The 23,976-nt window shown below is 67.0% G+C and carries 25 protein-coding genes; 4 read left to right on the forward strand and 21 right to left on the reverse strand.

Translation table 11 applies throughout. The features are described 5' to 3' along the window. Positions 1 to 209: 209 nt before the first annotated feature. Positions 210 to 584, reverse strand: coding sequence for a response regulator (locus AC1DYS_RS31030; protein ID WP_477905766.1), 375 nt, complete (start codon positions 582 to 584; stop codon positions 210 to 212). 339 nt (positions 585 to 923) lie between these two features. On the opposite strand from AC1DYS_RS31030, the gene AC1DYS_RS31035 reads away from it, so the two are divergent. Continuing rightward, positions 924 to 1,316, forward strand: coding sequence for a hypothetical protein (locus tag AC1DYS_RS31035; RefSeq protein ID WP_477905768.1), 393 nt, complete (start codon positions 924 to 926; stop codon positions 1,314 to 1,316). A gap of 7 nt (positions 1,317 to 1,323) precedes the next feature. On the opposite strand, the gene AC1DYS_RS31040 is transcribed toward AC1DYS_RS31035, so the two are convergent. Next, entirely contained in the window at positions 1,324 to 2,475 is a 1,152-nt protein-coding gene (locus tag AC1DYS_RS31040; RefSeq protein WP_477905770.1) for a sigma-54 interaction domain-containing protein, read from the reverse strand. A 193-nt stretch (positions 2,476 to 2,668) separates the two neighbouring features. Between AC1DYS_RS31040 and AC1DYS_RS31045 the strand changes: the two genes are divergently transcribed. After that, on the forward strand, positions 2,669 to 3,556 hold the full coding sequence (locus AC1DYS_RS31045) for a dienelactone hydrolase family protein (protein ID WP_477905772.1): 888 nt from the start codon (positions 2,669 to 2,671) through the stop codon (positions 3,554 to 3,556). On the opposite strand, the gene AC1DYS_RS31050 is transcribed toward AC1DYS_RS31045, so the two are convergent. From AC1DYS_RS31050 to AC1DYS_RS31070, 5 genes are read right to left on the reverse strand one after another with little or no spacing between them, the layout of a single operon-like run. Next, complete coding sequence (locus AC1DYS_RS31050; RefSeq protein WP_477905774.1) at positions 3,553 to 4,119, reverse strand: DUF3455 domain-containing protein; 567 nt, start codon at positions 4,117 to 4,119, stop codon at positions 3,553 to 3,555. The two genes, AC1DYS_RS31045 and AC1DYS_RS31050, sit on opposite strands and share 4 nt — an antisense overlap. Positions 4,120 to 4,155: 36 nt before the next feature. Continuing rightward, complete coding sequence (locus tag AC1DYS_RS31055; protein WP_477905776.1) at positions 4,156 to 4,755, reverse strand: GNAT family N-acetyltransferase; 600 nt, start codon at positions 4,753 to 4,755, stop codon at positions 4,156 to 4,158. Continuing rightward, positions 4,752 to 5,384, reverse strand: coding sequence for a glutathione S-transferase family protein (locus AC1DYS_RS31060; RefSeq protein WP_477905778.1), 633 nt, complete (start codon positions 5,382 to 5,384; stop codon positions 4,752 to 4,754). Before AC1DYS_RS31060 ends, AC1DYS_RS31055 begins: the two co-directional genes overlap by 4 nt. A gap of 36 nt (positions 5,385 to 5,420) precedes the next feature. Then, a complete protein-coding gene (locus AC1DYS_RS31065; RefSeq protein ID WP_477905780.1) occupies positions 5,421 to 5,984 on the reverse strand; it encodes a GNAT family N-acetyltransferase in 564 nt (187 codons plus the stop codon). After that, positions 5,977 to 6,537: a CcdC protein domain-containing protein gene (locus AC1DYS_RS31070; protein ID WP_477905782.1), complete on the reverse strand. Its 561-nt coding sequence runs from the start codon at positions 6,535 to 6,537 to the stop codon at positions 5,977 to 5,979. Before AC1DYS_RS31070 ends, AC1DYS_RS31065 begins: the two co-directional genes overlap by 8 nt. A gap of 145 nt (positions 6,538 to 6,682) precedes the next feature. Between AC1DYS_RS31070 and AC1DYS_RS31075 the strand changes: the two genes are divergently transcribed. Continuing rightward, the gene (locus AC1DYS_RS31075; protein ID WP_477905785.1) at positions 6,683 to 7,042 is read left to right on the forward strand and encodes a hypothetical protein; all 360 of its coding nucleotides are present in this window, start codon (positions 6,683 to 6,685) and stop codon (positions 7,040 to 7,042) included. Between the two features lie 59 nt (positions 7,043 to 7,101). Here AC1DYS_RS31075 and AC1DYS_RS31080 read toward each other — a convergent pair whose 3' ends face one another. From AC1DYS_RS31080 to AC1DYS_RS31090, 3 genes are read right to left on the reverse strand one after another with little or no spacing between them, the layout of a single operon-like run. Then, entirely contained in the window at positions 7,102 to 8,625 is a 1,524-nt protein-coding gene (locus AC1DYS_RS31080; RefSeq protein WP_477905788.1) for an amidase, read from the reverse strand. 9 nt (positions 8,626 to 8,634) lie between these two features. Next, positions 8,635 to 9,618: a tripartite tricarboxylate transporter substrate binding protein gene (locus tag AC1DYS_RS31085; protein WP_477905790.1), complete on the reverse strand. Its 984-nt coding sequence runs from the start codon at positions 9,616 to 9,618 to the stop codon at positions 8,635 to 8,637. 21 nt (positions 9,619 to 9,639) lie between these two features. After that, a complete protein-coding gene (locus tag AC1DYS_RS31090; RefSeq protein WP_477905792.1) occupies positions 9,640 to 10,767 on the reverse strand; it encodes an NAD(P)/FAD-dependent oxidoreductase in 1,128 nt (375 codons plus the stop codon). Between the two features lie 106 nt (positions 10,768 to 10,873). Here AC1DYS_RS31090 and AC1DYS_RS31095 point away from each other — a divergent pair, with 106 nt between their 5' ends. Further along, on the forward strand, positions 10,874 to 11,458 hold the full coding sequence (locus tag AC1DYS_RS31095; protein WP_477905794.1) for a helix-turn-helix domain-containing protein: 585 nt from the start codon (positions 10,874 to 10,876) through the stop codon (positions 11,456 to 11,458). Positions 11,459 to 11,508: 50 nt separating this feature from the next. Here the strand turns inward: AC1DYS_RS31095 and AC1DYS_RS31100 are convergent, their stop codons facing one another. From AC1DYS_RS31100 to AC1DYS_RS31150, 11 genes are all read right to left on the reverse strand, one after another. After that, entirely contained in the window at positions 11,509 to 12,015 is a 507-nt protein-coding gene (locus tag AC1DYS_RS31100; RefSeq protein ID WP_477905796.1) for a DUF3016 domain-containing protein, read from the reverse strand. A 179-nt stretch (positions 12,016 to 12,194) separates the two neighbouring features. Further along, positions 12,195 to 12,743 carry a hypothetical protein gene (locus tag AC1DYS_RS31105; protein ID WP_047492527.1) on the reverse strand — a complete coding sequence of 183 codons (549 nt, stop codon included), beginning with the start codon at positions 12,741 to 12,743 and terminating at the stop codon, positions 12,195 to 12,197. Positions 12,744 to 12,994: 251 nt separating this feature from the next. After that, complete coding sequence (locus AC1DYS_RS31110; RefSeq protein ID WP_477905798.1) at positions 12,995 to 14,299, reverse strand: glycerate kinase type-2 family protein; 1,305 nt, start codon at positions 14,297 to 14,299, stop codon at positions 12,995 to 12,997. Between the two features lie 125 nt (positions 14,300 to 14,424). Further along, a complete protein-coding gene (glxR, locus tag AC1DYS_RS31115) occupies positions 14,425 to 15,315 on the reverse strand; it encodes a 2-hydroxy-3-oxopropionate reductase (RefSeq protein WP_477905800.1) in 891 nt (296 codons plus the stop codon). A 19-nt stretch (positions 15,316 to 15,334) separates the two neighbouring features. After that, positions 15,335 to 16,129 (reverse strand): HpcH/HpaI aldolase family protein, encoded by a 795-nt coding sequence (locus AC1DYS_RS31120; RefSeq protein ID WP_477905802.1) that lies wholly within the window; start codon positions 16,127 to 16,129, stop codon positions 15,335 to 15,337. Positions 16,130 to 16,164: 35 nt separating this feature from the next. Then, entirely contained in the window at positions 16,165 to 17,118 is a 954-nt protein-coding gene (locus tag AC1DYS_RS31125) for a Bug family tripartite tricarboxylate transporter substrate binding protein (RefSeq protein WP_477905805.1), read from the reverse strand. A 148-nt stretch (positions 17,119 to 17,266) separates the two neighbouring features. Continuing rightward, a complete protein-coding gene (kdgR, locus tag AC1DYS_RS31130; RefSeq protein ID WP_052197769.1) occupies positions 17,267 to 18,091 on the reverse strand; it encodes a DNA-binding transcriptional regulator KdgR in 825 nt (274 codons plus the stop codon). A 97-nt stretch (positions 18,092 to 18,188) separates the two neighbouring features. Next, on the reverse strand, positions 18,189 to 19,487 hold the full coding sequence (locus tag AC1DYS_RS31135) for an MATE family efflux transporter (protein ID WP_477905807.1): 1,299 nt from the start codon (positions 19,485 to 19,487) through the stop codon (positions 18,189 to 18,191). An 89-nt stretch (positions 19,488 to 19,576) separates the two neighbouring features. Beyond that, on the reverse strand, positions 19,577 to 20,878 hold the full coding sequence (locus AC1DYS_RS31140) for a pectate lyase family protein (RefSeq protein ID WP_477905810.1): 1,302 nt from the start codon (positions 20,876 to 20,878) through the stop codon (positions 19,577 to 19,579). Continuing rightward, positions 20,878 to 22,683, reverse strand: coding sequence for a pectate lyase family protein (locus AC1DYS_RS31145; protein ID WP_477905812.1), 1,806 nt, complete (start codon positions 22,681 to 22,683; stop codon positions 20,878 to 20,880). The genes AC1DYS_RS31140 and AC1DYS_RS31145 overlap by 1 nt, the downstream gene beginning before the upstream one ends. Then, on the reverse strand, positions 22,680 to 23,966 hold the full coding sequence (locus AC1DYS_RS31150) for a pectinesterase family protein (protein ID WP_477905814.1): 1,287 nt from the start codon (positions 23,964 to 23,966) through the stop codon (positions 22,680 to 22,682). Before AC1DYS_RS31150 ends, AC1DYS_RS31145 begins: the two co-directional genes overlap by 4 nt. Between the last annotated feature and the right edge of the window lie 10 nt (positions 23,967 to 23,976).

Consider the following 23,976-nt stretch of genomic DNA (forward strand, 5'->3'; position numbering starts at 1 on the left):
ATCGGGTGCGCGGCACGCAGCTTGAGCTTTTGGGCATTCCATGGCGCCGCACCGCGATGAAAACAGGCGCGAGCGTGATGGGTTGCGCATCTGGCCTGATCTGGCGGCTCCGTTCACACTTGCCGGCATGCAACCGCACAAGCCGCGCGACATGGCAATCGGCCTGGCGATTGATCAAAGAGCCGAGGCCAGCCCTCCGGCGGCGGATCTCAGGCCTTGAGAAAGCCTCTCACCTGGGCCGCGAAGCGCGGCACGTCCACGGGCTTGGAGAGGTAGCCATCGCAGCCGCCGGCGAGCATGCGTGCTTCGTCGCCCTTCATCGCATAGGCGGTGAACGCAACGATCACGAGATCACGCTGCGCCGGGTCGGCGCGCAGCTGGCGGGTGAGTTCCAGACCATCGGTGTTGGGCAGCTGGATGTCCATCAGCACCAGGTCGGGCTGAAAGCTCGCCACCTGCGTCAGCGCCGACTCGGCGTCGAGCGCGTTGGCCACCTCGATGCCGTCTCGCCGCAAAAGGACAGAGCTGAGCTCCTGGTTCATCGCGTTGTCATCAATGATCAGTACCCGGGGGGCAGCACGCATGTCTCGTCTCCTTGTCTGCTTCGGTGGCCTGGGCTCGCGGCGTGCCGGTCGAGCTCGGCGCACGGATCTGTTCGGCCGGCCAGTCTGTCCCTCCTGGCCTTCGCCTGAGATCACAGTGGCCGAACGCGCGAGCGCTGTCAACTCGTCGCTCGTTAGACACGATGCGGTACGCGGAAAAGGCCGGTATCGCTGCGAACGAGAGGTTTCGCACAGCGGTGTTGCGCGCACGACGCAGCCGTTACAACCGTCGGCCGTTCACTCCCCTCAAGTCGGTGGAACAGTGCACATCGCGGCGTTGTCTTACACCCACGCGCGATTCCGTTTGTCTATGCTGTTGGCATGGACGGCATCCTGGTCACCCTCAAGAACCTCAGCTTCGCGCAGATGGTGTTGGCGTGGCTGTTCGTCGCCTGTTACGCACTCGCGCTCGGCGGCATGCTGAGCACCAAGGGCCGATTGCGCGCCATTGGTGCGGCGGTGATCTCGAGTGTGTCGTTCGCAGCGCTGAGCGACGACTGGGTGCACGGCGCCTTGCTGATGTTGTTTGCGGTGGGCGGCATGGCCTTGTTCGTGATCACCTCGTGGGTGCTGACTTACAGCTCGGCCTGGCTGTTGCAGCACGGCGAGCGTGCTGCAACGCCTGCAGTCGGTACAACGGCAGTCGCCGAGACGGCCGCTCCTTCACACGGTGTGCTGAGCGCGCTGAAGCGCCTGCGTCTCTCGCTCAGCTGAGCACGCTCTAGCCGGCCAGCGACTCGGCTGGCTCGGCTTCGATCTCCGCAACCGCATCGTTGCCCGTATCACCGCCCGCATCGCCCAGCATGCCGTGGCGCTTGAGCAGCGTGCGCAACGCGTTGCGTGTGACGCCCAGCAGCCGCGCGGTCTGAACCTGGTTGTCACGGCATCGCGAGAAGGCGCGCCGCACCAGCAAGGCTTCGACAGCATGGAAGAGATCCGTGTGCCCCCCGCTCATTGCGTTATCGAGCGCGTGCTCCAACCCAGCGAGCAGGTCTACAGGTGCCACAGGGACGGGCGGCTCTTCGCGCACCGGTGACTCCGCACTGCGCGCCGCACTCAGGTTGGCCAGCGGCGAGAAGCGGAAGTCGGTGGCACGCAGCACGCCGTCACGGCACACGATCAGTGCATAGTGAATGACGTTTTCCAGTTCGCGGATGTTGCCCGGCCACGCGCAGGCCAGCAGCGCGTCTCGCGCTTCATCCGAGAGCTGCGGCTCGATCATCTTCAGTTTGGCGGCATACACCTTGATGAAATGGCAGGCCAGCGGCAGGATGTCGCCCGGCCGGTCGCGAAGCGGCGGCAGGCTGATGGAAGCCACGCTGAGCCGGTAGTACAGGTCGGCGCGAAAGTGCTGCGCCACCACGGCTTGATGCAACTCGATGTTGGTCGCGGCCACGAGCCGCACGTCGATCGGTATTGCCCGGCGCGAGCCCAGCCGCACCACCTGCCGCTCCTGCAGCGCGCGCAGCAGCTTCACCTGCAATGGCATCGGCAGGTCGCCTATCTCGTCGAGAAACAAGGTGCCGCCGTTGGCCGACTCGAACCAGCCGGCGCGCGCCTGCGCAGCGCCCGTGAAGGCACCGGCCTCGTGGCCAAACAGCTCGGCGTCGACCAGCGTCTCGCTGAAGGCGCCGCAGTTCACCGCCACGAAGGGGCCGGTGCGCCCGCTGCGCTTGTGAATGTGGCGAGCGATCAGTTCCTTGCCGGTACCGGTCTCGCCGATGACCAGGGCGGTGGCGTCGCTCAGCGCGATGCGCTCCACCTGCTCCAGCAGGGCCACTGATTTCGGGTCGTGGAACAGCAAGGCCTTCGCGCGGATCGACAAGGCCATCGACGCGGACTCGGGAAAGGTCAGAAGCTGATTGACAGACATGCAGGGCGAGGTGGTGCAAAGCGGGTGCTGACGATAGGTTCGGAGTTCCCATGCACCAACACATGTTTTCGCGCATGCATATGCGCAAGCCGGCCGGTGGATGCATATTCGCCTTTCTTTCTTGGGCTGCGCTTGCGTCCTTCGCTACATTGCGCATCTCTTCATCGCTCGTCACCACCGCAGGAACGACCTCATGAGCCGACTGACCGCCAAAGACTTTCCACCCGAAGTGCTGAAGCTGTTCGACCAGTACGTCCATGGCGGGCTCAGCCGCCGCGGCTTTCTCGATGGGGCCGCCAGGTACGCAGCCGCCGGCGTCAGCGCTGCGGGCTGGCTGGCCGCGCTCAGCCCGGACTTCGCGCAGGCCCAGCAGGTCGCGCCCCAAGATGCTCGCCTGAAAACAAGCCGCGTCGAGATCCCCTCGCCGCAAGGCTACGGCACCGTGCGCGGCTACCTCGCACAGCCGGCACAAGCATCAGGGAAGCTGCCCACGGTGCTCGTGGTCCACGAGAACCGCGGCCTCAACCCGCACATCGAAGACATCGCACGCCGCTTGGCGCTCGACAGCTTCATCGCCTTCGCACCCGATGCGCTTGCACCGCTGGGCGGCTACCCGGGCGACGAAGACAAGGCGCGCGAACTCTTTCCCAAGCTCGACCAGGCGAAGACGCGTGAAGACTTCGTCGCCGCCTACGGCTACCTGAAGGCCTTGCCTGCCGGCAACGGCAAGGTCGGCACCGTGGGTTTCTGCTACGGCGGCGGCGTGGTGAACTATCTCGCCACGCGGCTGCCCGATCTCGCGGCGGGCGTGCCCTTCTACGGCCCGCAACCTCCCGCGGCCGATGCGGCACGCATCGAGGCGTCGCTGTTGCTGCAATACGCCGGTGCCGACGAGCGCATCAACGCCGGCTGGCCCGCCTACGAAGGCGCATTGAAGGCCGCCGGCGTGAAGTACGAAGCCTTCGTCTACCCAGGCGTGCAGCACGGCTTCAACAACGACACCACGCCCCGCTACGACGAAGCCGCCGCCAAGCAGGCCTGGCAGCGCACCGTCGCCTTCTTCAAGCAGACGCTGGCTTAGCGATAGAAGTAGTACCTCGCCGTGTAGGGCACCCGCGCCAGCTGTGTTGCGTTGGCCACGCTGCACGGCTGGGAAGGCGCCGCGCCGCCCGCCGTCTGCACACGTTGGATGGTCTTGGTTTGGGCGAACAGGCCCGTGCGGGTGGTCGACTTGGCCGTCAGCAGCAACCACGGAATGGCTTGCGGGTCCGGCCCGGGGTCGCGCGCCTTGACCTCGCCGACGACGGTGCTGCCGTCGAGCGACTCCCAGGTCGGCCCCGCATAGTGCTTGCCGAGCCGCTTGCCGGCCGCATCGGCCAGGCTGGCCTCGGGCGACCTGAATATCCACACGTAGGTGGCGGCGTCGTCGGGCTTGGTCGTGCACTCGTAGATCTGAACGCCGGTCGCCAGCGCTTCCAGGAACAGCGTCTCGCCAGCCGCCGGGCGAAGCGCTGCCGGCACCTCAGGTGGTGCGGGTGGCGTCGGTGCTGTTGACGGTGCAGATGCACAGCCAGCCAGCAGGGCGGCGATCAGCATCGGTGCGCTTGAGAGCGGGCCGGCGAAAGTGAAACGTGATCGTGTCATGGAGCCTCCTGAAGAAAAAACGGGAGCCGGTTCACCTCAAGGCGACGTGGATTCGGGCCGGTCGCGTTCCACGAGTTGCAGGTAGTCGCCGATCTCGCCCCCGGCCAGAGGCTTGACCAGCACGAGTACCGTGTTCATGCGCTCACCGGCCGGCACGTTGAAGCGCTTTCGCACCTCGGTGTAGCCGACCTTCTGCCAGAAGCGCTCGCCCTTCTCGTTGCCCAGCACCACGCCGAGCCGCACCCAAGCGGCGCCATGGGCCTTCATCCAATCTTCGAGCGACTGGTACAGGCCCGCAGCCGTGCCGCTGCCATGCAACGCGGTCGCGACGATGAACAAGCCCACGTGCCACACGTGCGGCACCAGAAAATCCGACAGCACCGAGGCCATGCCGATCAGGCGCCCCGCGTCGTCCGTGAACCCGATCAGCCAACGCCCGTTGAACTTCAGGTGCGGCGGCGGCAGATCGCGAAATGCCTTCTGCGCTTCGTCGCGGCTCGGCGGCAGATCGCCCACGGCCATGAAGTACTCCGGGTTGGCGTCGAGAAACGCCTGAAGCTGGCCGGCATCGAGTTCGGTCAACTCGAAGGCCGCGCCTCCGAAGAGCGAAGGGCGCGGCGACAAGCGCGTGTTCATGTTCGCGTCGCAAGCTGCTGTGCCGCCAGCACCTTGCCGACGACCGGGTCCGCAGCCATGCGACGCCGATGCTCGGCCACCTGCGGGAACTGCTCGACATCGACACCATCACCCTCCAGCCACTGGGCGATTGTGAACAGGTACATGTCGCTCACGGTGTACTGCTCGCCCAGCACCCACGGGCCCTTGAAGAACTCGGTCTCGATGAGCTCGAAGCACGCGCTCATGTTCTCGGGCACCTTCTTCTGCATGGCTGCGATGGCCACCGGATCATCGGCCCAGCGGTAGCCGCGCCGCTTGTGTGCGTGCGCGATGTGAACCGTCGAACACAGGTAGCTGTTGAAGGAGTTCATGCGCGCCATCTCGAACGCGTCGTCGAGCGGAGCCAAGCCGGCCTGCGGGTGGGTCTGGCAGATGAACCCCAGGATCGCGGGCGTCTCGGTCAGCGTGCCGTGGCTCGTCACCAGTGCCGGCACGCGGCCCTTCGGGTTGACGCGCAAGTAGTCGGGCGACTGCTGTTCGTTGCGCGAGAAATCGATGCACACCGCCTGGTAGTCGGCGCCGGCTTGCTCGAGCGCAATGTGCGAAGCCAGCGCGCAGGTGGCGGGCGTGAAATACAGAGTCAACATGGTGGGTCTCCTGGAGTTGCGAGACCGCTGCGGCGGTCAGGCGGCATTCTCGCGCCACCGTGCCTGCGTCAATCGATACAGGCAGTGAAGACGCAGGGCATGCCCCTCGGGCACGCCGGGGTGCTCGAAGTCCTGGTAAGCATTGCGCAGGCCGATGCGTTCCATGACGGCACGCGACCGCAGGTTGGCCAGCGCTGTGAACGACACGATCTCCGACAGAGCCAAGCGCTCGAAGCCGAAACGCAGCGCCTCGCGCGCCGCTTCGGTCGCGAAGCCCCGCCCCCAATGCGGCCGCGCGAGGCGCCAGCCGATCTCGACACATGGCGAGAACGGCAACTGTCGGCGTGGCACCGAGAGCCCCACGAAGCCGATGAATTCACCGCTGCTGCGCAGCTCGACGGCCCAGTTGCTGAAACCGGCCTCGGCCCACTGCGCCTGCCACGCCGCGATGCTCGCCGCGCTGGCCTCGCGGCTCTGCAGCGACGGGAAGAACTCCATCACCGCGGGGTCGGCGTTCATCGCCGCAAACGGATCGAGGTCGGACGCCCGCCACGGCCGCAAGCGCAGGCGCGGCGTGTCGATCTCCACAGCCTCAGACATCGCCCGAGACATCGGCTTGAGCGGCGGCCTCTCGCCGCCGCTTGGCCTCCATCACCTTCAAGCGCCAGCGCACCAGACCAATCGCATAGCTGATGTAGTAGCCCGCAAGCAACCCGAACACGGCCAGCGTGAGCGGGCTGCGGGCAAAGTCCGCCGGCCCCTGCGGCAGCGTCGGGTCGATGAAATAGATCTCGACCAAGCGGTAGGCGATGCGCCCGACGAACAGCAACGACAGCGCGATGCCGAGGTGGGCGTTCGGCGTGTAGAACAGGCCTTGTGGTGTCGGCTCGAAGCGCGTCTTGCTCAGGCCGAAGACACCCAGCGCGGCGCCAAGCCCGATGCCACCCACCAGCAACAGCAGCCGCTCGGGGTGCGCCAGCGCGGCAAAGGCAAGCAAGACGAGCAAGGTCGGAAAGATGGCCAGCGTGATCCACGGCCGCACCTTCGACAAACGCTGTCGCCCAACCATGCGGCGAAAGCGGGCATAGACACGCCACGCGATCAGCGGAAACAAGACAAGCAGCGTGAGCGTCGACGGGTGAGGAAGATTCATGGTGCTGTTGGCCACTGGCCCGACCCGAGATGGAGCTCGGTACCGCTCGAGAATAAAGCATGCATGTTCACGCCGGGTGATGCGGCGTTTCGCCAGCAAGAGGCCCGGCTATCATCGTCCGCCGCAGTACACGTTGGAGTTCTAGATGCCCAAGTTTCTTCCGAGGATTGCCATCGTCGTGGGTATGGCGCTGGGAGCCACCACTGGCATGGCCACGGCGGCCGAGTCCACCGTCGCCGAATCGGCTGCGAGCGGGGCGTCGACGGTGGCCACCAAGGTCGAAGGCGCGACCAAGCGCGGTGCGCATGCCGCGGCCAGCGGTGTGGAGCGCGGAGCACATGCCGCAGCGAGTGGTGTGGAACGCGGCGTCAATGCGGCCAAGGGTGGCCTCAAGACTGCTGCCAGCGCCGCCGAGCGCGGAGCCTCAGTGGCGGGTGCAGCCATCGAGAGAACGGCACGCCGGCTCGGCTTGCCAGCTTCCGGGGCGTCGTCTTCGTCCAACTGACCGTTGATGCTGCCCTGTTGAAAGCCGCGCCGAAAGCCGCGTCAATCGCGCGGCGTTGATCAGACCGCCGTCAAACCACCACTCACAGCACAGCCCGATGCGATGGGCGGATGCGTCACGATGCTTCTCAGTTCGGGCCGCGGCTCGCGCAGCGGCTCAAGATCGGGCCGAGGCCGGCGCAGCGCGGGCGCTGCCTCGAGGGCATGCTCCAGCGCCTGCGCGGCCGATAGCAACGCGGCGTCGCCGCGCAAGCGGCCCACCATCTGCAGGCCGAAGGGTATGCCGTGTTCGTCGCGCCCACACGGCAGCGACAGGGCCGGGTTGGTCGCAAGCGTCACCACGTAGGTCAGGCCGAGCCAGTGGTAATAGTTGCGCATGGCCTGCCCGTCGATGCGCCCGGCGTACAGCTCGGTCCAGGGGAACGGCGTCACGGGCGTGGTCGGCGCGATGATCACGTCGAAGCGCTCGAAGGCCCGCGCGAAGCGGCGTGCGATGCGCGTCTGCTCGAGGTGCGCCCACGCACGGTCGGCCAGCGTGATGGCCGCTGCCATCTCCACATTGGCGCGCACATTGGGCCCGAGCGTCTCGGGCGCCGTGCGGTAGGTGTCGGCGAATGCGGCGACGAAGCTCTCGGCGCGCAGCGTGTCGAATGCGCGGTCGGCGTCGCCCAGCTGAAGGTCGATCGGTTCGCAGCTCGCGACCCACGGGCGGATCGCCTCGACGCGTTCGCGGAACACGCGCCGGATCTCGGGGTCGACGATGCACAGGCCGAAGTCTTCGGTCGTGCCGACGCGCAGCGTCGACAAATCGGTCGGGGCGAGCGGCCAGAACGACGCGCCCTGCTGGTCATACGACAGCGGGTCGAGTGCGTTGAAGCCGACGCTGGCCGAAAGCTGCAGCGCGGTGTCGGCCACCGTGCGGCCCATCGGCCCAAGCACAGAGATGACCGACCAGCCGAGCGGCCGTGCGTCGTTGGCCACGAGACCGGGCGATGGCCGCATGCCAACGACGCCGCACAGCGCAGCCGGGATGCGCAGCGAACCGCCGGTGTCCGAGCCGGTTGCGATCGGCAGCATGTCGACCGCCAACGCGGCGGCCGAACCGCCCGATGAGCCGCCCGCGTTCAGCGACGGGTTGAACGGGTTGCCGGTCGCGCCCCACACCGGGTTGCGCGTGTTGGCACCGGCGCCCATGTCGGGCACGTTGGTCTTGGCGGTGACGATCGCACCGGCTGCGCGCAGCCGCGCAACGAGCGCGTTGTCATGCGCCGGCACGTTGCCGCGCAGGCCGGCGTTGCCGTAGGTGGTGAGCAGGCCCGCGGTGTCTTGCAGGTCTTTCACGCCGAGCGGCAGGCCGTGCAAGAGGCCGAGCGCTGCGCCGCGCATCACGTCGGCCTCGGCCTTGCGGGCGCTGTCGCGAGCACGCTCGAAATCGGTGGCGGCGATCGCGTTGATGGCGGGGTTGATCGCCTCGATGCGTGCGATGCAGGCGTCCATCAGCTCGACCGGCGAGAGTTGCCGGCTGCCGATCAGCCGCCGCAGTTCGACCGCTGAATGCTGCGGCAAGGTGTCGTCATGCGCCATGGTGTTGGGTCACTCCAGGGGAATCTTGGCCTTGTGCACGTAGGCCCGCAACAGCGGCAACTCCTTCGCCACGCGGGCATCGTAGAACGAACCCGGCTCGTACGACACGTCGACGCCGGCCTTCTCGAGGTCGGCGCGCACGGCGGCGTCGGTCAGCGTGTCGGCGAACGCCTTGCCGAGCGCTTGCTGCACCGCCGGCTGCAGGCCACGGGGCGCGACGATAGTGATCCAAGGCACCATCTCGTAGTCGGGATAGCCGGCCTCGGCCACCGTCGGCACCTTGGGCATCGACGGCGAGCGTTTGGCCGACGTGACGGCGATCGCCTTCACCTTGCCGGCGCGCAACATCGGCAATGCGGCAACGCTGGTGTCGAAGGTCAGCGGCACCTGGCCCCCGATGAGGTCGGTCATCGCGGGGGCACTGCCCTTGTACGGCACGTGCAGGAGGTCGGTGCCCGTCACCAGCTTGAACATCTCGCCCGCCAGATGGGCGCTGGTGCCGTTGCCGAAAGAACCGTAGGCCAGCGTGCCGGGCTTGGCCTTCGCCAACGCGACCAGCTCTTTCACGGTGTTGGCCGGCAGCGATGGGGTGGCGAGCAGCACCAACGGCGAGTTGCCGATCAGCCCGATGGATTCGAAGCTCTTCTGGGCGTCGTACGGCAGCTTGAGCTTCAGCGCTGGGTTGACGGTGAAGGTGGTGTTGGAACTGATCAGCAGCGTGTAGCCGTCGGGCGCCGCCTGCGCCACCGCGCCCGCGCCGATCACCGTGCCGGCACCGGCCTTGTTGTCGATGATCACGGTCTGCCCGAGCCGCTGCCCCATGCCCTTGCCGACCACACGGGCGATCACGTCGGTGGCGCCGCCCGGCGGGAAGGGCACGACGAGCGTGATCGGCTTGTCGGGAAAGCCGGCGGCCATGGCCGAGGCGCAGGCGAATGTGGCGGCCAGGGCGGCCGCGAGCGGCAGGCCGAAGCGGGTGGCGGTTCTCGACATGGGAGGTCCTTTCAGTGAGGGTCAGCGCAAGCGTTGTGGGGCCAGCACGCGAGGGTCGATGCCGTGCCGTGCGAGCTCTGGTGGCAGGGGCTTGCCGCAAAGCAGCGACGCGGCCAGCTCGGAAGCACCGGCCGCGCTCTGGATGCCGTAGCCGCCTTGTCCGGCCAGCCAGAAGAAGCCAGGGCAATGCTCGTCCCAGCCGATCACCATCTCGCCGTCGCGTACGAAGGAGCGCAGGCCGGCCCAGGTGCTCGCGGGACGGCGGATGGTGAGTGTGGTGACGGTCTCGATCTGGTGGATGCCGAGCGCGATGTCCAACTCTTCGGGCACCACATCGTGCGGCACGGTCGGGTCGGCATTCGCCGGCGAGCCGAGCAGCTGGCCAGCATCGGGCTTGAAGTAGTAGCTCTCGTCGACACCCACCACGGCAGGCCAGCCCGATACGTTCATGCCCTCGGGTGCCTTGAAGGTGAACGCGCTGCGCCGGTGCGGCACCAGGCCGATCGGTGCGGCACCAAAGAGCGCCGCCACCTCGTCGACCCAGGCGCCCGCGGCATCGACCACGGTGTGCGCGCGGACCGCTTCGCCATCGGCCAATTGCAGCACCCATCGCGCTCCGTCGTGCTGCGCAGCTACGACATGCGCTCCGGTGCGCAACTCGCCACCACCGCCGCGCATGCCGCGCAGGAAGCCCTGGTGCAGCGCATGCACATCGATGTCTTGCGCACCGTGCTCGAACAAAGCGCCGCGCACCACCTCGGGCCGCAGGCAGCTCACACGCGCCAGTGCAGCGTCTGCATCGACCTCTTCGAGTTCGCATCCGCTGGCAGCGAGCGTGCGCTGTGTTTCTTGCAACAGCGCCTCCTGGCCGTGCGTGGCGAGGTACAGCACGCCACGTGGCGAGAGCAGAGGCTGATCGCCAAAGCCGCTGGGCGGTTGTTCGTAGAACGCACGGCTGGCCCGCGTCAGCGCACGAATGGCGGGTGGGCCATAGCTTTCCATGAACATGGCCGCCGAGCGGCCAGTGGTGTGATAACCCGGCTGGCTTTCGCGCTCCAGCAGCAAGACGCTGCGCTCGCTTGCCAGCCTGTAGGCGAGCGAGGCGCCCGCGATGCCGGCGCCGATGATGGCGATGTCAAATTCTCGCATACGAGAATTCTCACATGCGAGAATCGTGCCGACAACCCCCGGGAGAAAAATGCCTGCCCAGCCGCCCCCAAGCCGTGCCCGCCCCCGCACCCACAAGCGCACGACCGTGGCCGCCCTGCCCGACCGCGAGCGCGTCGGCGGCCGACTGCGCGTGATCCGCAAGGAACATGGCCTGACGTTGAAAGACCTGTCCGACCGCTCCGGCGTGGCGCTGTCCACCTTGTCGAAGATCGAGCTCGGGCAGATCTCGGTGAGCTACGAGAAGTTCGCCGCGGTGGCGCGCGCGCTCGATGTCGACATCGCAGCGTTGTTCGACCCGCGCGCCGGCGCCGCACCGGTAGCTGGCCGTCGCCCGGTCGTCGTGCGCTCGACGTTGGCGGCGGCGCCCCGCTACGACGCGGAGAACTACGATTACCGCATGCTCGCCACCGAGTTCCCGGGCAAACGCATGACGCCCTTGCACGGCATCGTCGTCGCGCGGCAGCTGGCGCAGTTTCCCGACTACATCCGCCACCCGGGGCAGGAGTTCGTGATGGTGCTGTCGGGCCGCGTGCGCATCCACTTCGAGACCGGCGAGGCGATCGAGCTCGCGCGCCAGGAGTCGGCGTACTTCGACAGCGGCATCGGCCACGTGTACCTGTCCACCAGCAAGGCAGACGCGCAGGTGGTGGTGGTCATGTCGGAGCGCTAGCCGGAGGGATCAACCCTCGCCAACCGCTGCGCGTCTGGTTCGCGCTCGGCTCAACGGCCGGCCATTGCCCCGAAACGGTTGCGGAACCACTCCGTCAGCATGCGGCGCTCGTAGCCCAGCGGCTCCCCGGTCGTGGGAGCGTAGGAGCTGACCATGTAGGTCACGTCGCTGAGCCTGTCTTGCCCGTGGGCGATCTCACCGGCCGGTGACGACAGCACGTAGCGAATCTCGATGCGCGGCCAGTCGGCGCCGCCGTTGAGCACGCGCAGCGGCTGGTGGCGGGCCGAAGGAAACACACGGCCGGCCAAGTCGAGCTCGACGATCTCGATGCTCAGGTGCTGGCCGGGCGCCAGCCAGCGCTTGCCCAAATTCTGCAGGTGATGTGTGAGCACGTTCACGTTCGTCTCGATCTCGCGCGGCGACTCGCCGGCATCGGCGAAGCGGGCAGCATTCGGCGACGAGACTTCGACAGACGGTTTGTCCACTTCGGCCTGTGCCACGCCGGCGCCGAACAGGAAAGAGGCGGCCAGCGCTGTGGAGAAAAGTACGGATCGCATGATCAGACCCCTTGAATCGCCGGGCAACCGGCGGTTGAAGAATAGTGCGCGCGATCGACCCGTTGTGCCAAGAGGCACCCTCGCGGTGACATCGTCTTTACCTGGCTTTACGTGCCATTTGCACGGTCCATGGCAAGACGAGCGGGCCGCGCGCCGGCGCAGCCCGATGGCAGCAGGCCTTACCTCGACGCCGAGCGGCGGGTTTGCTTCTCCAGCAGCAGCTTCGCGCCGGCCCGCTTGGCGCGCGTGGCATCGCGCTGGTAGGCCTCTTCGGCTTCCTCGCGCAGCTTGATGGCGCGGGCCAGCGCCTCTTTGTAGCGCTTCACGGTGTAGGTGTTCTCGTTGCCGATGTAGATCGTGCTGCGGCGCGGCATGGAGCCGAAACGCGGCAGCGACACCGACAGGTTGCACTCGCGCACCTTGGCCCCCGGACGCAGGCGAACGATGGGACCCGAGATGCCAACGGGCAAGTCGGTCGTCTTGTTTTCGTTGGGAGCGCGCTGCAGTTTGGAAGGTGCCGGCAGCTTGGCGATGCGCTTGAACAGTTCGTCGGTGGCCAGCTTCAGCGAGGCGGCTGCGCCGCTGCCGTCCTGTGTTCCGTCGGAAAAGAGCTTGGTGCCGCCGTAGCGCAGTTGCCAGCCGTGGGTGGCGCGGTGGTCAATCCGCTGGATGCCTTGGGGCACCTTGAAGCGCTTGCCACTGAAGATAACGACGTCTCTGGTTTTCATGAGGTACTCGAATCATGTGAGTGAACCTCCCTTGGGAATGTATTGTTTGAGTTTTCGAGCGATCTGCCCATCGTAGGCGGGAGCAAGAATACCGCGGTTGAAAAGGGTTAGATGACGGCGATGTTAAGCGCCGGAAACATGCACACGGCGCACACGGCGCACATCAAGCTCGCAATTCAGCGGCCGTTCAGACCCCATGCGAGTTGCAGGGAATCACCGGCGGATGAATGCGCGAGCGCGCGGCTCCGTGGTCACAAGACCAGCAGCGCGCGAAAGTCGTTCACGTTGGTGAAGGTCGGCCCAGTGATGACCAAGTCGCCGAGGGGCTCGAAGAAATGCCACGCGTCGTTGGCGTCGAGCCGCTCCTGGGCCTTCACGCCGAGCGCGGCTGCGCGGGCCAGCGTGGTCGGTGTGACGATGGCGCCGGCGTTGGTCTCGACGCCGTCGATGCCATCGGTGTCACCCGCCAGCGCCCACACGTTCGGCTCGGCCTGCAGCGCGATCGCGCAGCCGAGCAGGAACTCGGTGGCACGCCCGCCCTGCCCCTTCGGCGCCTTTGGGTCAGCGCTGCGCTTGACCGTGACGGTGGTCTCGCCGCCGCTCAAGATGACGCAGGGTTTCGCGAAGGGCTCACCGCGGCGCGCGACCGCACGCGCCATGGCCGCATGCACCTTGCCGACTTCGCGCGACTCGCCTTCGATCTCATCGCTGAGGATATAGGCCGGCACGCCGGCCGCGCGCGCCGCTGCTGCGGCCGCTTCGAGGCTGGCCTGCGGCGTGGCGATCATGTGCAGCGTGTGGCCGGCCAGGCGCGGGTCACCCGGCTTCGGCGTTTCGAAGGCGCCGCTGCGCAAGCCTTGCAAGGCCGCTGCAGGAACTTCAATGCCGTAGCGGTCGAGGATGGCCAATGCATCGGCACAGGTGCTCGCATCGGCCACGGTCGGGCCGCTCGCGATCACGCTCGGGTCGTCACCGGGAACGTCGGAGATGAGCAGCGTGACCACGCGCGCCGGTGCGCACATCGCCGCCAGGCGGCCGCCCTTGATGGCCGACAGGTGCTTGCGCACGCAGTTCATCTCAGTGATGGTGGCGCCGCTGTGCAGGAGCGCGCGGTTGATGCGCTGCTTGTCTTCGAGCGTGATGCCCTCAGCCGGCATCGAGAGCAGCGCCGAGCCGCCGCCCGAGATCAGGCACAGCACCAGGTCGTCAGCCGTCAGGCCATGGGTCAGCGCGGCGATGCGGTGTGCCGCCTGTGCGCCCGCTTCATCGGGCACCGGGTGCGACGCTTCGACGACTTCGATGCGCCCAGGTTTCGACAGGTACGCTGGCGGCACGTGGCCGTAGCGCGTGACCACCAGCCCTGACAGCGGCGCAGCTTGCGGCCACAGCGCATCGACGGCAGCCGCCATCGCACCGCCTGCCTTGCCGGCACCCAGCACGAGCGTGCGCCCTTTGGGCGGCGGGGGCAGGTGCGCAGCCATCGTCACCGAAGGCTGGGCCGCGGCGATCGCCGCATCGAACAATGACCGAAGAAAGGTGTGGGGGTCGAGGCTCATGCGTCCATTGTGGCCGAGCCGTGCAGCGGGCCGAAAGCGCTGGGGCGAAGCAGAGGGCGGCGCCAACGCACCGCCGCCTGCTCGTCGCTTACTCGCCGTTGAACCGCAAAAGATCGGCGGTTGAATCAGCTGGCGGCGTCAGGCATCACCGTGTGATGCGCCATCAGTTCGAGTGCCTTGACCAGCGACGAGTGGTCCAACTGCCCACCGCCGTTTGCCGCGCAGGTTTGCATCAGCTGCGCAGCGCTCGCGGTCTGCGGAAGCGCCACACCCAGCGTGCGCGCGCCTTGCAACGCCAGGTTCAGGTCCTTCTGGTGCAAGGCGATGCGGAAGCCCGGCGCAAAGGTGCGCTTGATCATGCGTTCGCCATGCACTTCGAGAATGCGGCTCGCGGCAAAGCCGCCCATCAGGGCTTGGCGCACCTTGGCCGGGTCAGCGCCTGCCTTCGATGCGAACAGCAAGGCTTCGCCGACGGCTGCGATATTGAGCGCCACGATGATCTGGTTGGCCACCTTGCAGGTCTGGCCGTCGCCGTTGCCACCGACGAGCGTGATGTTCTTGCCCATCTTCTCGAACAGCGGCTTCACGCGTTCGAACACGGCCTCGGGGCCGCCGACCATGATGGTGAGCGACGCGGCTTTGGCGCCAACCTCGCCACCCGATACCGGCGCGTCGAGGTAGTCGCAACCCAGGTCGTTGATCTTCTTGGCGAAAGCCTTGGTCTCCATCGGCGAGATGGAGCTCATGTCGACGACCGTCTTGCCTTTGCCTAAACCCTCGGCCACGCCGCCCTTGGCGAACAGCACCGACTCCACGTCGGGCGTGTCGGGCAGCATCAGGAAGACGATCTCGGCGGCCTGCGCCACCGCGGCAGCGTTCGGGCAGGCCGTGGCCTTGCCTGCGATCTCGGCCGGCGCTTGCTTGCGGGTGTGGATGAAGAGTTCGTGCCCTGCCGCGATCAGGTGGCCGCACATCGGCGTGCCCATGATGCCCAGACCGATGAATCCGATTTTCATGTTCGTTCCTTGCCTTGAATCAGTAGGAGCCCGAGTTCGACGGCGCTGCCGCCCTGCCCGTGCGCATCTTGCTGACGACCTGCTGCGCGCCGGCAGCCATCAGCCGTGCGTCGGAGCCGACCGTCACGAACTGGAAGCCCTTGGCGATGCGCTTCAGCGCCGCCTCGGGCGTGCCGTTGTGGATGCCTGCCACCACGCCGTGCGCCTTGGCGCGCTCGAGGATGTGGTCGATCGCCTCGGCGGCTTTCGGGTCCACGTCGTCGAAGGTCGGCGTGCAGCCGAGCGCGAGCGACAGGTCCGACGGGCCGATGTAGATCGCGTCCAGCCCTTCGACGGAGAGGATGTCGTCGAGGTTGTCGAGCGCCTTGGCCGTCTCGATCATCGCGAAGGTGACGATGGTCTCGTTGGCATGCGTCGGGTAGTCGGCGCCGCCGTAGAGCAGCGCGCGCACCGGGCCGAAGCTGCGCGTGCCCATCGGCGCGTAGTGCGTGTACGCCACCAGCTTCTGCGCGTCTTCACGGGTGTTGACCATCGGGCAGATGACGCCGTAGGCGCCCGCGTCGAGCGTCTTCATCAGGATGCCCGGCTCGAGCCAGGGCACGCGCACCACCGGCACCGTGGGCGTGGTGGAGATGGCCTGCAGCATCGTGACCATGGCCTGGTAATCGACCACGCCGTGTTGCAGGTCGATGGTCAGCGTGTCCCAGCCCTGGTGGGCCATGGTCTCGGCCGAAAAGCTGTTGGGGATGGCAAGCCATCCATTGAGGGCGGCCTCACCGGCCTTCCACATCGTGCGCAAGCGGTTCTCTCTCATCGCAGTCTCCTCCGTCAGATTTGGAAAGGTGGGCTTCAGTCGAGCTTGATGTTGCCGTCGGCCACCACTTTGGCCCACTTCGCGCGCTCGCGCTCGAAGAAGGGCCCGAACTCGGCCGGCGTCAGCGTCGACACCTCGGCACCTTGCGCCGACAAGCGCGACCGCACCTCGGGTGAGTGGATGATGCGCGTCAGTTCCTGGGACAGCTTGGCAATCACCGCGGGCGGCGTCGCGGCCGGCACGAGCACGCCCTGCCAGGTACCCGACTCGAAGCCCGGGATGCCTTGCTCGGCGATCGTCGGCACATTAGGCAGCAGCGGCACGCGGGTGCTCTTCGAGACGCCCAGCACCTTCAGCTTGCCCGACTGCACGAAGGGCAGCGTGGCCAGCATGCCGTTCATCACCACCTGCGTCTGCCCGGCCACGGTGTCAGCCACCGCCAGCGAGCCGCCCTTGTAGGGGATGTACTGCCACTTCGCTTTCGTTGCCTTCTCGACCGCCACGCCGGCCAGGTGCGGCGCACTGCCCATCGCGGTGACGGCGAAGTTGAGTTCGTTCTTCTGCGACAGCGCGACCAGTTCCTTCAGGTTGTTGGCCGGCACCGAGGGGTGCACCACCAGCAGGTGCGGCGAGTAGGCCAGCATGCCCACGCCCTTCAGGTCCTTCGACGGATTGAAGGGCAGCTTGGCGTAGACCGACGGCGAGATGGCCAGCGCGCCCACGTCGCACAGCAGGATGGTGAGGCCGTCGGGTGCGGCCTTGGCCACGTAGTCGGTGCCGGTGTTGCCGTTGGCGCCGGGCTTGTTCTCGACGATGACCGTCTGCTTGAACGCCTCGCCCAGCGGCTGGCTGATGGCGCGGGCAATGATGTCCGACGACCCGCCCGGCGGGTACGGCACGATGAGGTGAATGGGTTTGTCCGACTGGCCGTGGGCAGCGAGGGACGAGGCGGCAAGCAGCGCAGCGGCTGCCAGGGTCTTCACATTCATCGGGTCTCCTTGGTCGGCCGGGACGGCGCACTTAGTTGTATGTCATCGTACAACCTCGCCCGAACCGGCGCAACCGCAATGACCCGCGCAAGACAAAGGAAAGGCGATCGGCCCGTCGGTGAGCGGCCGCTCACCGACGCCGCGGCGCTCAGCGGCGGGCGTTCGCCACCGCGGGGCCGTCGATCGGGAACTGCGTGCAACCCATCTGCTTCGAGATGGCGCGCGTGGCGTCGAGCAACATCGTCACGATCTCGGGTTCGCGCGAGGGGTCGTAGCGGAAGGTCGGGAACGAGATGCTGAGCCCCGCCACCGCCTGGTTGTGGCGGTCGAAGATCGGCAGGCCGACACAGCGGATGTGGTCGTCGAATTCTTCGCGGTCCTGGCCAAAGCCCTGGGCCTTGGTGCGCTCCAGCTCGGCAATGAAGTCGGCCTTGTTGGTGATGGTCTTCTCGCGAAACTTCTCAAACGTGGCACCGGCCAGCACGGAGTCGCGGAACTGGTCGCTTTCCCAAGCCAGCAGCACCTTGCCGATGGCGGTGCAGTGGATGGGCGCGCGGCGGCCGACCTTGGAATACATGCCCAGCACGTGGCGCGAGTCGACCTTGTGCACGTAGATGATCTCGCTGTCGATCAGCATGCCCAGGTGGATGGTTTCGCCGGTCTTGTCCGACAACTCCTGCATGTGCGGCTTGGCGAGTTCGATCAGGTCCGGGTACTGCAGCGCCTTGGTGCCGAGCTCGAACACCTTCATCGTGAGCCCATAGCGTTCGCTATCGGCTTCCTGGCGCACATAGCCCAGGCTGCGCATGGTTTGCAGAAAGCGGTAGACAGTCGCCTTGGGCATGGCCAAGCGCATCGAGAGCTCGGACACGCCGGTCTCGCTGCGGTCGGCGAGCGACTGCAAGATGGCAAACACCTTCAGGACCGCAGCCACCGATTCTGGCTGCCGGGCATCGTTCAGATCATCATCCATGAGACGTTTTGATAAAAGCGGTATGGTGTTTCAGTAAGCAATTGTGCACGTTTCTTATAAGCCTACTGTCAGCTTTACTTAGCTCAACAAACTATTTTTAGCCCAATAAGCGGTGCCGTGTCCAGACCAAAGTCCGCATCCGGCGCCGGAACAGCCAGCCCCGGACCAGCCAGTCGCAGAACATGCCCAGCCACACGCCAACCACCCCGAGGCCCAGCGCGATGCCGAGCAAGTAGCCCAGCACCACCCGGCAGCCCCACATCGTGGCGGTGGCCACGGCCAAGGGGTAGCGCGTATCGCCCGCCCCGCGAAGGCCCGCCGGCAGCACGAAGGAGCCGCCCCACATCGGCATGCAGAGGCAGTTCAGCGCAATCAGCCAGGCAGCAAGGTTCGTGACAGCGGGGTCGTTGCCATACAGACCCGCCAGCCACCAAGACAACGGCAGCATCAGCAAGCCCAGCAACGTGAGCGCCCCGCTGGCACTGCGCACCAGGCGCCGCAGCGTGAGGCGCGCGGCCTGCGCATGACCTCCCCCCAGGCGCATGCCTACCAGCGTGGTGGCGGCCACGCCGAGCGCCGAACCCGGCACGTTGAGCAACGCGCCCACCGAGAAAGCGATGAAGTTGGCCGCCATGGACGTCGTGCCCAGGCTCACCACCATGGTTTGCGTGATCAGCTTGCCGACGTGAAAGAAGGACTGCTCCAGCGCCGTGGGCCAACCCACGCGGAGCATGGCTTGCATGAACTGCCCCTGAACGAGCCGCCCACCGGCGGGCCGATCGCGCAGCGTGGACCACAGGGCGAGCAGCGCCAGCCCAGCGCCGGCACCGCGCGCGCACAGCAGCGCTGCCCCGGTGCCGCCCACGCTGCCCTGCGCACCGCGCATGAACAGCGCCGCCAGCAGCACCTGCAAAACGTTCATCGCGACCTGCACGCGCATTGCCGCATCGGTGCGGGCCATGCCACGCAACACACCGCAGCCCACCACCACCAATGCAGTGGGCAGGTCGGCCACGATGAGCCAGCGGAAATACAGGTCGGCCTGGGCCGTGACCTCGGCCGCCGCGCCGGGCATGAACAGCGCGATCCACGCTGAACGGGTCACCCAGAGAAGCAACGCCAACCCGACGCCAAATGCCGTCGCCAGCAGCAAGGCACTCGCAGCCACCGAGCGCAGATCGTGGACGCGCCCTGCCCCCAGGCAATGCGCCACCGTCACCGTGGCCCCCACGGCCAGCCCGCCGAACAACGCATGGAGCAGGTAGCCCAGTGCGTCGATCATTCCGATCGCAGCGACGGAGGCCGGCCCGAGGTGAGCGGCCAGCAGCATCACCACCGCGCCGGTCAGCACCAGCGCCAACTCCTGCACGGCCACCGGGCCGGCCAGCGCCCACACACCGCGCGGTCGGGCGACATGCCGGCGACACCACGCGTGCGTCCGGCGAAGTCGAGGCGGCAGGGAGCGCGTATCGATCAGCTGAGGTCCTAGAGACGCCCGGCTCCAGCCGATCGGCGCACTTCACTCGCCACTTGATCGGCACCTTGCACGGGGCCGTGCAGGGTCGGTGTCCAGCCCACGTCGGGGCTGAGGGTGACGCTCGGGTTCGCGCCTTTCAGGGCAGCAAACAAGTCCACCGGCCGGCCGTTGTGCAGGCTGCCGCGATCGAAGAATGCTGTGCCCTTCCACAACTTGGCGAGTTGCTCGCCGCGAACATCGGCCGACGTTTCCCACACGTTGTGCTCGCTGAACACATGCGAGCTGAACCCCACGCCGATCGAATAGCCGTAGGGTTGCTGCGGCCCGCCGTTGCCTCCCGCGTAGAGGTTGTTGTAGACATGAACCTCGCCATAGCGGACCCGCGGCGCACGCTCCTTGGTGTTTTCCCAAAAGTTGTGGTGGAAGGTGACCTTGAGCTTGCCGTCGTCGAGCTTCTGGCTGTCGCTGGAGCCGACCAGGTTGGTCTTGTCGTGGTTCTGGAAGTGGTTGAACGACACCGTCACGAAGTTGCTCTGCTGGGTGATGTCCAGAAAGCCATCGTGGTGCTGCATCGGCCGGCCGAGCGCAATGCGCGCGGTGTGGTCGGGGCGCTTGCCATCGGTGAAGCTGCAGTGGTCGACCCACACGTTCGTCGCGCCACGCAGCGTGACGTTGTCGTACTCCGAGTTCCACTCGCCGTTGGCGTTGTCTTTCGGGTCCCACGCTGGGAAGAAGTCGTAGGCGTCGGCGAAGTGCAGGTTGCGGATGATGATGTTGCTGACCTTGTCGAGAAACAGCGAGCCGTTCTCGATGCGGGCGTCGACACCCAGCCCCACCAGTGTCGTGTTAGACGGCACACGCAACACAACCCGTTCGGCCTGCTTCTTCGACGACCGCTGTCGCGCTTCTTCCAGCGGCCCGGTGAGCGGCTTCTTGCCCCAGATGGCGGGGTCGTAGGCCTTCAGGTAGGCCTCGAAGTCGAAGGCCGGATCGCGGTAGTCGTTGAAGGCGAGCGGCTTGTTCGCGTCGTCCACGCTCAGGTCGATGCGCCCACGCACGCGAACGACCTTGGGCACGTCGCCCGCCGCGAAAGCCTTGGCCAGCTCGTTGCGGTCGCGCACCTCGAACACCTGAGCCGGCGCGGCGTCGGCGCCGCCGCGCGTGCCGGGGCCGGCCGCCGCCCAGCCATCGTTCGCCGCCAGCACCTCGCGGCTGATGTCACGGCCGCTTGACACTGCTGGGGCCGGCGGTCGAGTGGCAGAGCAGGCGGCCAGCAGCAGCGCGAGCGCCCCCATCCAGGCCTTGTTCATCACAGCTTCCCCGCCCCGGCCTGGCTGACGACCTCGGCCTTCACGTTGTCCCCCGCCTGCGCGGTGTAGCCGTAACTGGCCGATGGCACCCAGTAGCTCGCATCCAGCGCCTTCACCGCCACCGTGCTGCTGCTGGCCTTGGCTTGCGCTGCCGCCAGCAGGCTGCCTTCGGGCACCAGCGCGCCGTTGAGCAGCGTGCCGCTGGCGTAGAAGTAAGTCTCGCAGTCGCCCGCCGCGTATGCGGCACCCGGCGCCACGGCGCTGCACTTGTCGCGGTTGGAGGTGCTGGACGAGAGGCTATCGCCAAAGGTTAGCTTGGCCGCGGTGGGCAGGGTGTCGCCCACCGCGCCGGGCGCCACTTCGAGCACATTGGCTTCGACGTAGAGCTTGGACGCGGTGCCGAGCGTCCACGCCACCGACCACGCATAGTCGGGTGCGGCCACGCTGGTGTCCGTCGGCTTCAGCTGGCCCTGGTACAGGTTGTTGTAGACGTGGACCTTGCCGAAGCGCACGCGCGGCTGCCGCTGCACGATGTTCTCGAAACGGTTGTGGTGGAAGGTGACCGCCATCTTGTCCGGCCCCGAGCGCGCCACGACCTGCGTGCCGTCGCTGTAGGCCGCTGCCGTGTCGGTGCCGCCCAGCAGGTTGGTCTTGTCGTGGTTCCGGAAGTGGTTGTACGACAGCGTGACCTGCGTGCCCAGCAGCGTCACGTCGACCGCGCCGTCATGGTGCTGCACCTTCTGCTCGCGCTCGTTGAAAGGAGCGGCCCATTCGGGCACCGGTGGGTCGAGCTTGTCGGGCCGGTCGCCGTCACTGAAGCTGTTGTGATCGATCCAGACCTGCGTGGCGTTGAGCACCGAGATCAGGTCGTACTCCGAGTTCCAGCGCCCGCCCTTGCGCGACGGGCACTGGTGCGGGCCCGCATCGGTGGTGGCGTTGTAGACCTTGGCGCACAAGCCGGTGCCGAACTCGCTGCTGGTGATGCTGAACGAGTCCTTCGGGTCCCAGGCCGGGAAGTAGTCGTACGAATCCTCGAACCCGATGTTGCGGATCACCACGTTGCGCGCCGGCATGTTGCGGCTCAGCACCGCGTAGCCATTGGCGTCTTTCGTGCTGCCGACCGCCATGTCGCCCACGCGCAGGTTGCCGCGCACGATCTTCGCGTCGGCACCCAGCCCGAGGATGGAGGTGTTGGAGCCCACGCGCAGCACCACACGCTTGCCCTGGGTTTGCGAGAAGCAGGCACGCTGGCCTTCGAGAGACAACCCGCCGCCGCTCAAGCTGGTGGGTAGCGCCGGCGGTTTGTTGTCGCTCTCCAGCGATTGCTTCAGCCAGGCCTGCGGCTCGTACGTGGTCTTGTAGTCGACCCAGAACGCCGCGACCGTGGTGTAGGGCGTGGTGCAGGCCTTCATGTAGTCCTCGGGCGCCATCGCGACGTTGGCGTCGCTCACGTTCAAGTCCACCGTGCCCTGGATCAGGATGCGCTTCGGCGTGTTGTCCGGCGCAGCCGTGCTCGGGTCAGCCGAGGCCGAGCCGTACAGCGCTGCAATCAGCTGTGCGCGGTTGGTCACGGTGTAGGTATGCGCGGCGTCAGCGGTGTCACCACCCGTCACCACGAATGCGGAACCGTCGGGGTTGACCGTGGCCCACCCCGTAGCTCCGAGCGAGCCGGGCGCCACCGGCGTCGGTGCGGGCGCAGGCGGCGTGGGGGCGGCCGGCGTCGGCGCGGGAGCGTCGTCACCGCCACCGCCGCAGGCGAACAGTGCGACCGAAGCGGCCAGCAGAGCGATGCGTGCGCGGCTCATGGTGTCACCTCGGTATTGCGGTGCTCGCTGAAGCGGTTGCCGGTGTCGTTGTAGACACGGCCCGAGGTCGAGCTTCCCCACGGGTCGACCTTGCGGATGTGCGCAGAGAGCGTGCTGTTGCGGATCAAGGCCTGCCCGTTGGGCGAGGTGCCGGCCACGTAGCTGCCGCTGGTGACGCCTTCGTCCCAGGCGCGGCCGAGGTAGGTGACGTTGGCGGTGGCGGCGCTGTCGGCGGTGAGTGCGCTGTTGATCACCAGGATGCCGTAGTTGCTGTTCGGCGAAGTGCTGGGGGCCAGCATCGTGGTCGCCGCGCCTACCGGCAAGCGGCTGCTGAGGTAGCGGATCGTGCAGCTGTCGAGCACGAGCACGCCGCGGCCGAAGATGAAGTCGGTGTCGCCCTGGACGAGACTGTTCTTGAAGTACACCCGCGACACGGTGGTGACGTTCGGCGACTTCACGTACAGCGAATCCTGGTTGCCTAGAACGCGCACGTTCTCGAACACCAGCTTGTCACCCTGGGTCATCAGCGCCACGGCCTGTGCACCACCGGAGCCGGTGGCGCCCGTGGGGTAGCCGACGCCGTTGACGACGTCCTTCATCGCGTCGTTCGCGAAGCTGATGTTCTTGGCGTGGAAGTTGTCGCTGTAGACCGCCACCGAGGCGCTGCCGCTGGTGCCGTAGGTGGCACTCGACAGGCTGGGGTTGCAAGGGTTGGCCGAGTCGACGTTGGCGGTCTTGGCCTTGCCGTTGTAGTTGCCGTTGACGATGAGCACCTGGCTCGCATCGGCCGCGCTGCTGTACAGCGTGATCGGGGCCTTGTCCTTGGCGCAGACCAGCTCGCGGTAGGTGCCGGGCTTCACGTTGATGTAGACGCGCGTGGTGCTGGCACTCAGCGCGGGCACTGCGTCGATCGCGGCCTGCACGGTGGTGTGGGTGCCGCTGCCATCGGCCGCGACGGTGTAGGTGGCGGTGAGGCTGGCCACGTCGCCGATGGCCAGAGGTGTCCAGTTGTCGGTGGTGAGGCCGGCACCATTCGCACCTGTCAGCACGCCGGCCTGGGCCAGGTACTTGTCCACGGTGTAGTCGAGCGCCTTCGTGTCGTCGAGCTGCGGGCGGGTCGCGGTGCTGGCTGGTGCGGGGGCTGGAGCCGGCGGTGGCGGGGGTGAAGGAGGTACAGGTGCGGTGGCGGGTGCCGGGGCCGGCACCTCGTCATCGCCGCCGCCACAGGCGACGGTACCGGCCACGAGGGCCATCAAGAGGGTGAGCGTGGAAGTTCTGTTCATGGTTGTCTCC

The organism is Rhizobacter sp. P2_G4 (assembly GCF_056403575.1).

Coding starts and splice junctions, on each gene's coding strand:
- AC1DYS_RS31050 (WP_477905774.1), bottom strand. CDS start 4,119: ATGACACGATCACGTTTCACTTTCGCCGGCCCGCTCTCAAGCGCACCG.
- AC1DYS_RS31085 (WP_477905790.1), bottom strand. CDS start 9,618: ATGTCGAGAACCGCCACCCGCTTCGGCCTGCCGCTCGCGGCCGCCCTG.
- AC1DYS_RS31080 (WP_477905788.1), bottom strand. CDS start 8,625: ATGGCGCATGACGACACCTTGCCGCAGCATTCAGCGGTCGAACTGCGG.
- AC1DYS_RS31055 (WP_477905776.1), bottom strand. CDS start 4,755: ATGAACACGCGCTTGTCGCCGCGCCCTTCGCTCTTCGGAGGCGCGGCC.
- kdgR (WP_052197769.1), bottom strand. CDS start 18,091: ATGGATGATGATCTGAACGATGCCCGGCAGCCAGAATCGGTGGCTGCG.
- AC1DYS_RS31120 (WP_477905802.1), bottom strand. CDS start 16,129: ATGAGAGAGAACCGCTTGCGCACGATGTGGAAGGCCGGTGAGGCCGCC.
- AC1DYS_RS31125 (WP_477905805.1), bottom strand. CDS start 17,118: ATGAATGTGAAGACCCTGGCAGCCGCTGCGCTGCTTGCCGCCTCGTCC.
- AC1DYS_RS31150 (WP_477905814.1), bottom strand. CDS start 23,966: ATGAACAGAACTTCCACGCTCACCCTCTTGATGGCCCTCGTGGCCGGT.
- AC1DYS_RS31105 (WP_047492527.1), bottom strand. CDS start 12,743: ATGAAAACCAGAGACGTCGTTATCTTCAGTGGCAAGCGCTTCAAGGTG.
- AC1DYS_RS31030 (WP_477905766.1), bottom strand. CDS start 584: ATGCGTGCTGCCCCCCGGGTACTGATCATTGATGACAACGCGATGAAC.
- AC1DYS_RS31090 (WP_477905792.1), bottom strand. CDS start 10,767: ATGCGAGAATTTGACATCGCCATCATCGGCGCCGGCATCGCGGGCGCC.
- AC1DYS_RS31065 (WP_477905780.1), bottom strand. CDS start 5,984: ATGTCTGAGGCTGTGGAGATCGACACGCCGCGCCTGCGCTTGCGGCCG.
- AC1DYS_RS31070 (WP_477905782.1), bottom strand. CDS start 6,537: ATGAATCTTCCTCACCCGTCGACGCTCACGCTGCTTGTCTTGTTTCCG.
- AC1DYS_RS31060 (WP_477905778.1), bottom strand. CDS start 5,384: ATGTTGACTCTGTATTTCACGCCCGCCACCTGCGCGCTGGCTTCGCAC.
- AC1DYS_RS31145 (WP_477905812.1), bottom strand. CDS start 22,683: ATGAGCCGCGCACGCATCGCTCTGCTGGCCGCTTCGGTCGCACTGTTC.
- AC1DYS_RS31075 (WP_477905785.1), top strand. CDS start 6,683: ATGCCCAAGTTTCTTCCGAGGATTGCCATCGTCGTGGGTATGGCGCTG.
- AC1DYS_RS31110 (WP_477905798.1), bottom strand. CDS start 14,299: ATGAGCCTCGACCCCCACACCTTTCTTCGGTCATTGTTCGATGCGGCG.
- AC1DYS_RS31100 (WP_477905796.1), bottom strand. CDS start 12,015: ATGCGATCCGTACTTTTCTCCACAGCGCTGGCCGCCTCTTTCCTGTTC.
- AC1DYS_RS31035 (WP_477905768.1), top strand. CDS start 924: ATGGACGGCATCCTGGTCACCCTCAAGAACCTCAGCTTCGCGCAGATG.
- AC1DYS_RS31040 (WP_477905770.1), bottom strand. CDS start 2,475: ATGTCTGTCAATCAGCTTCTGACCTTTCCCGAGTCCGCGTCGATGGCC.
- AC1DYS_RS31045 (WP_477905772.1), top strand. CDS start 2,669: ATGAGCCGACTGACCGCCAAAGACTTTCCACCCGAAGTGCTGAAGCTG.
- glxR (WP_477905800.1), bottom strand. CDS start 15,315: ATGAAAATCGGATTCATCGGTCTGGGCATCATGGGCACGCCGATGTGC.
- AC1DYS_RS31140 (WP_477905810.1), bottom strand. CDS start 20,878: ATGAACAAGGCCTGGATGGGGGCGCTCGCGCTGCTGCTGGCCGCCTGC.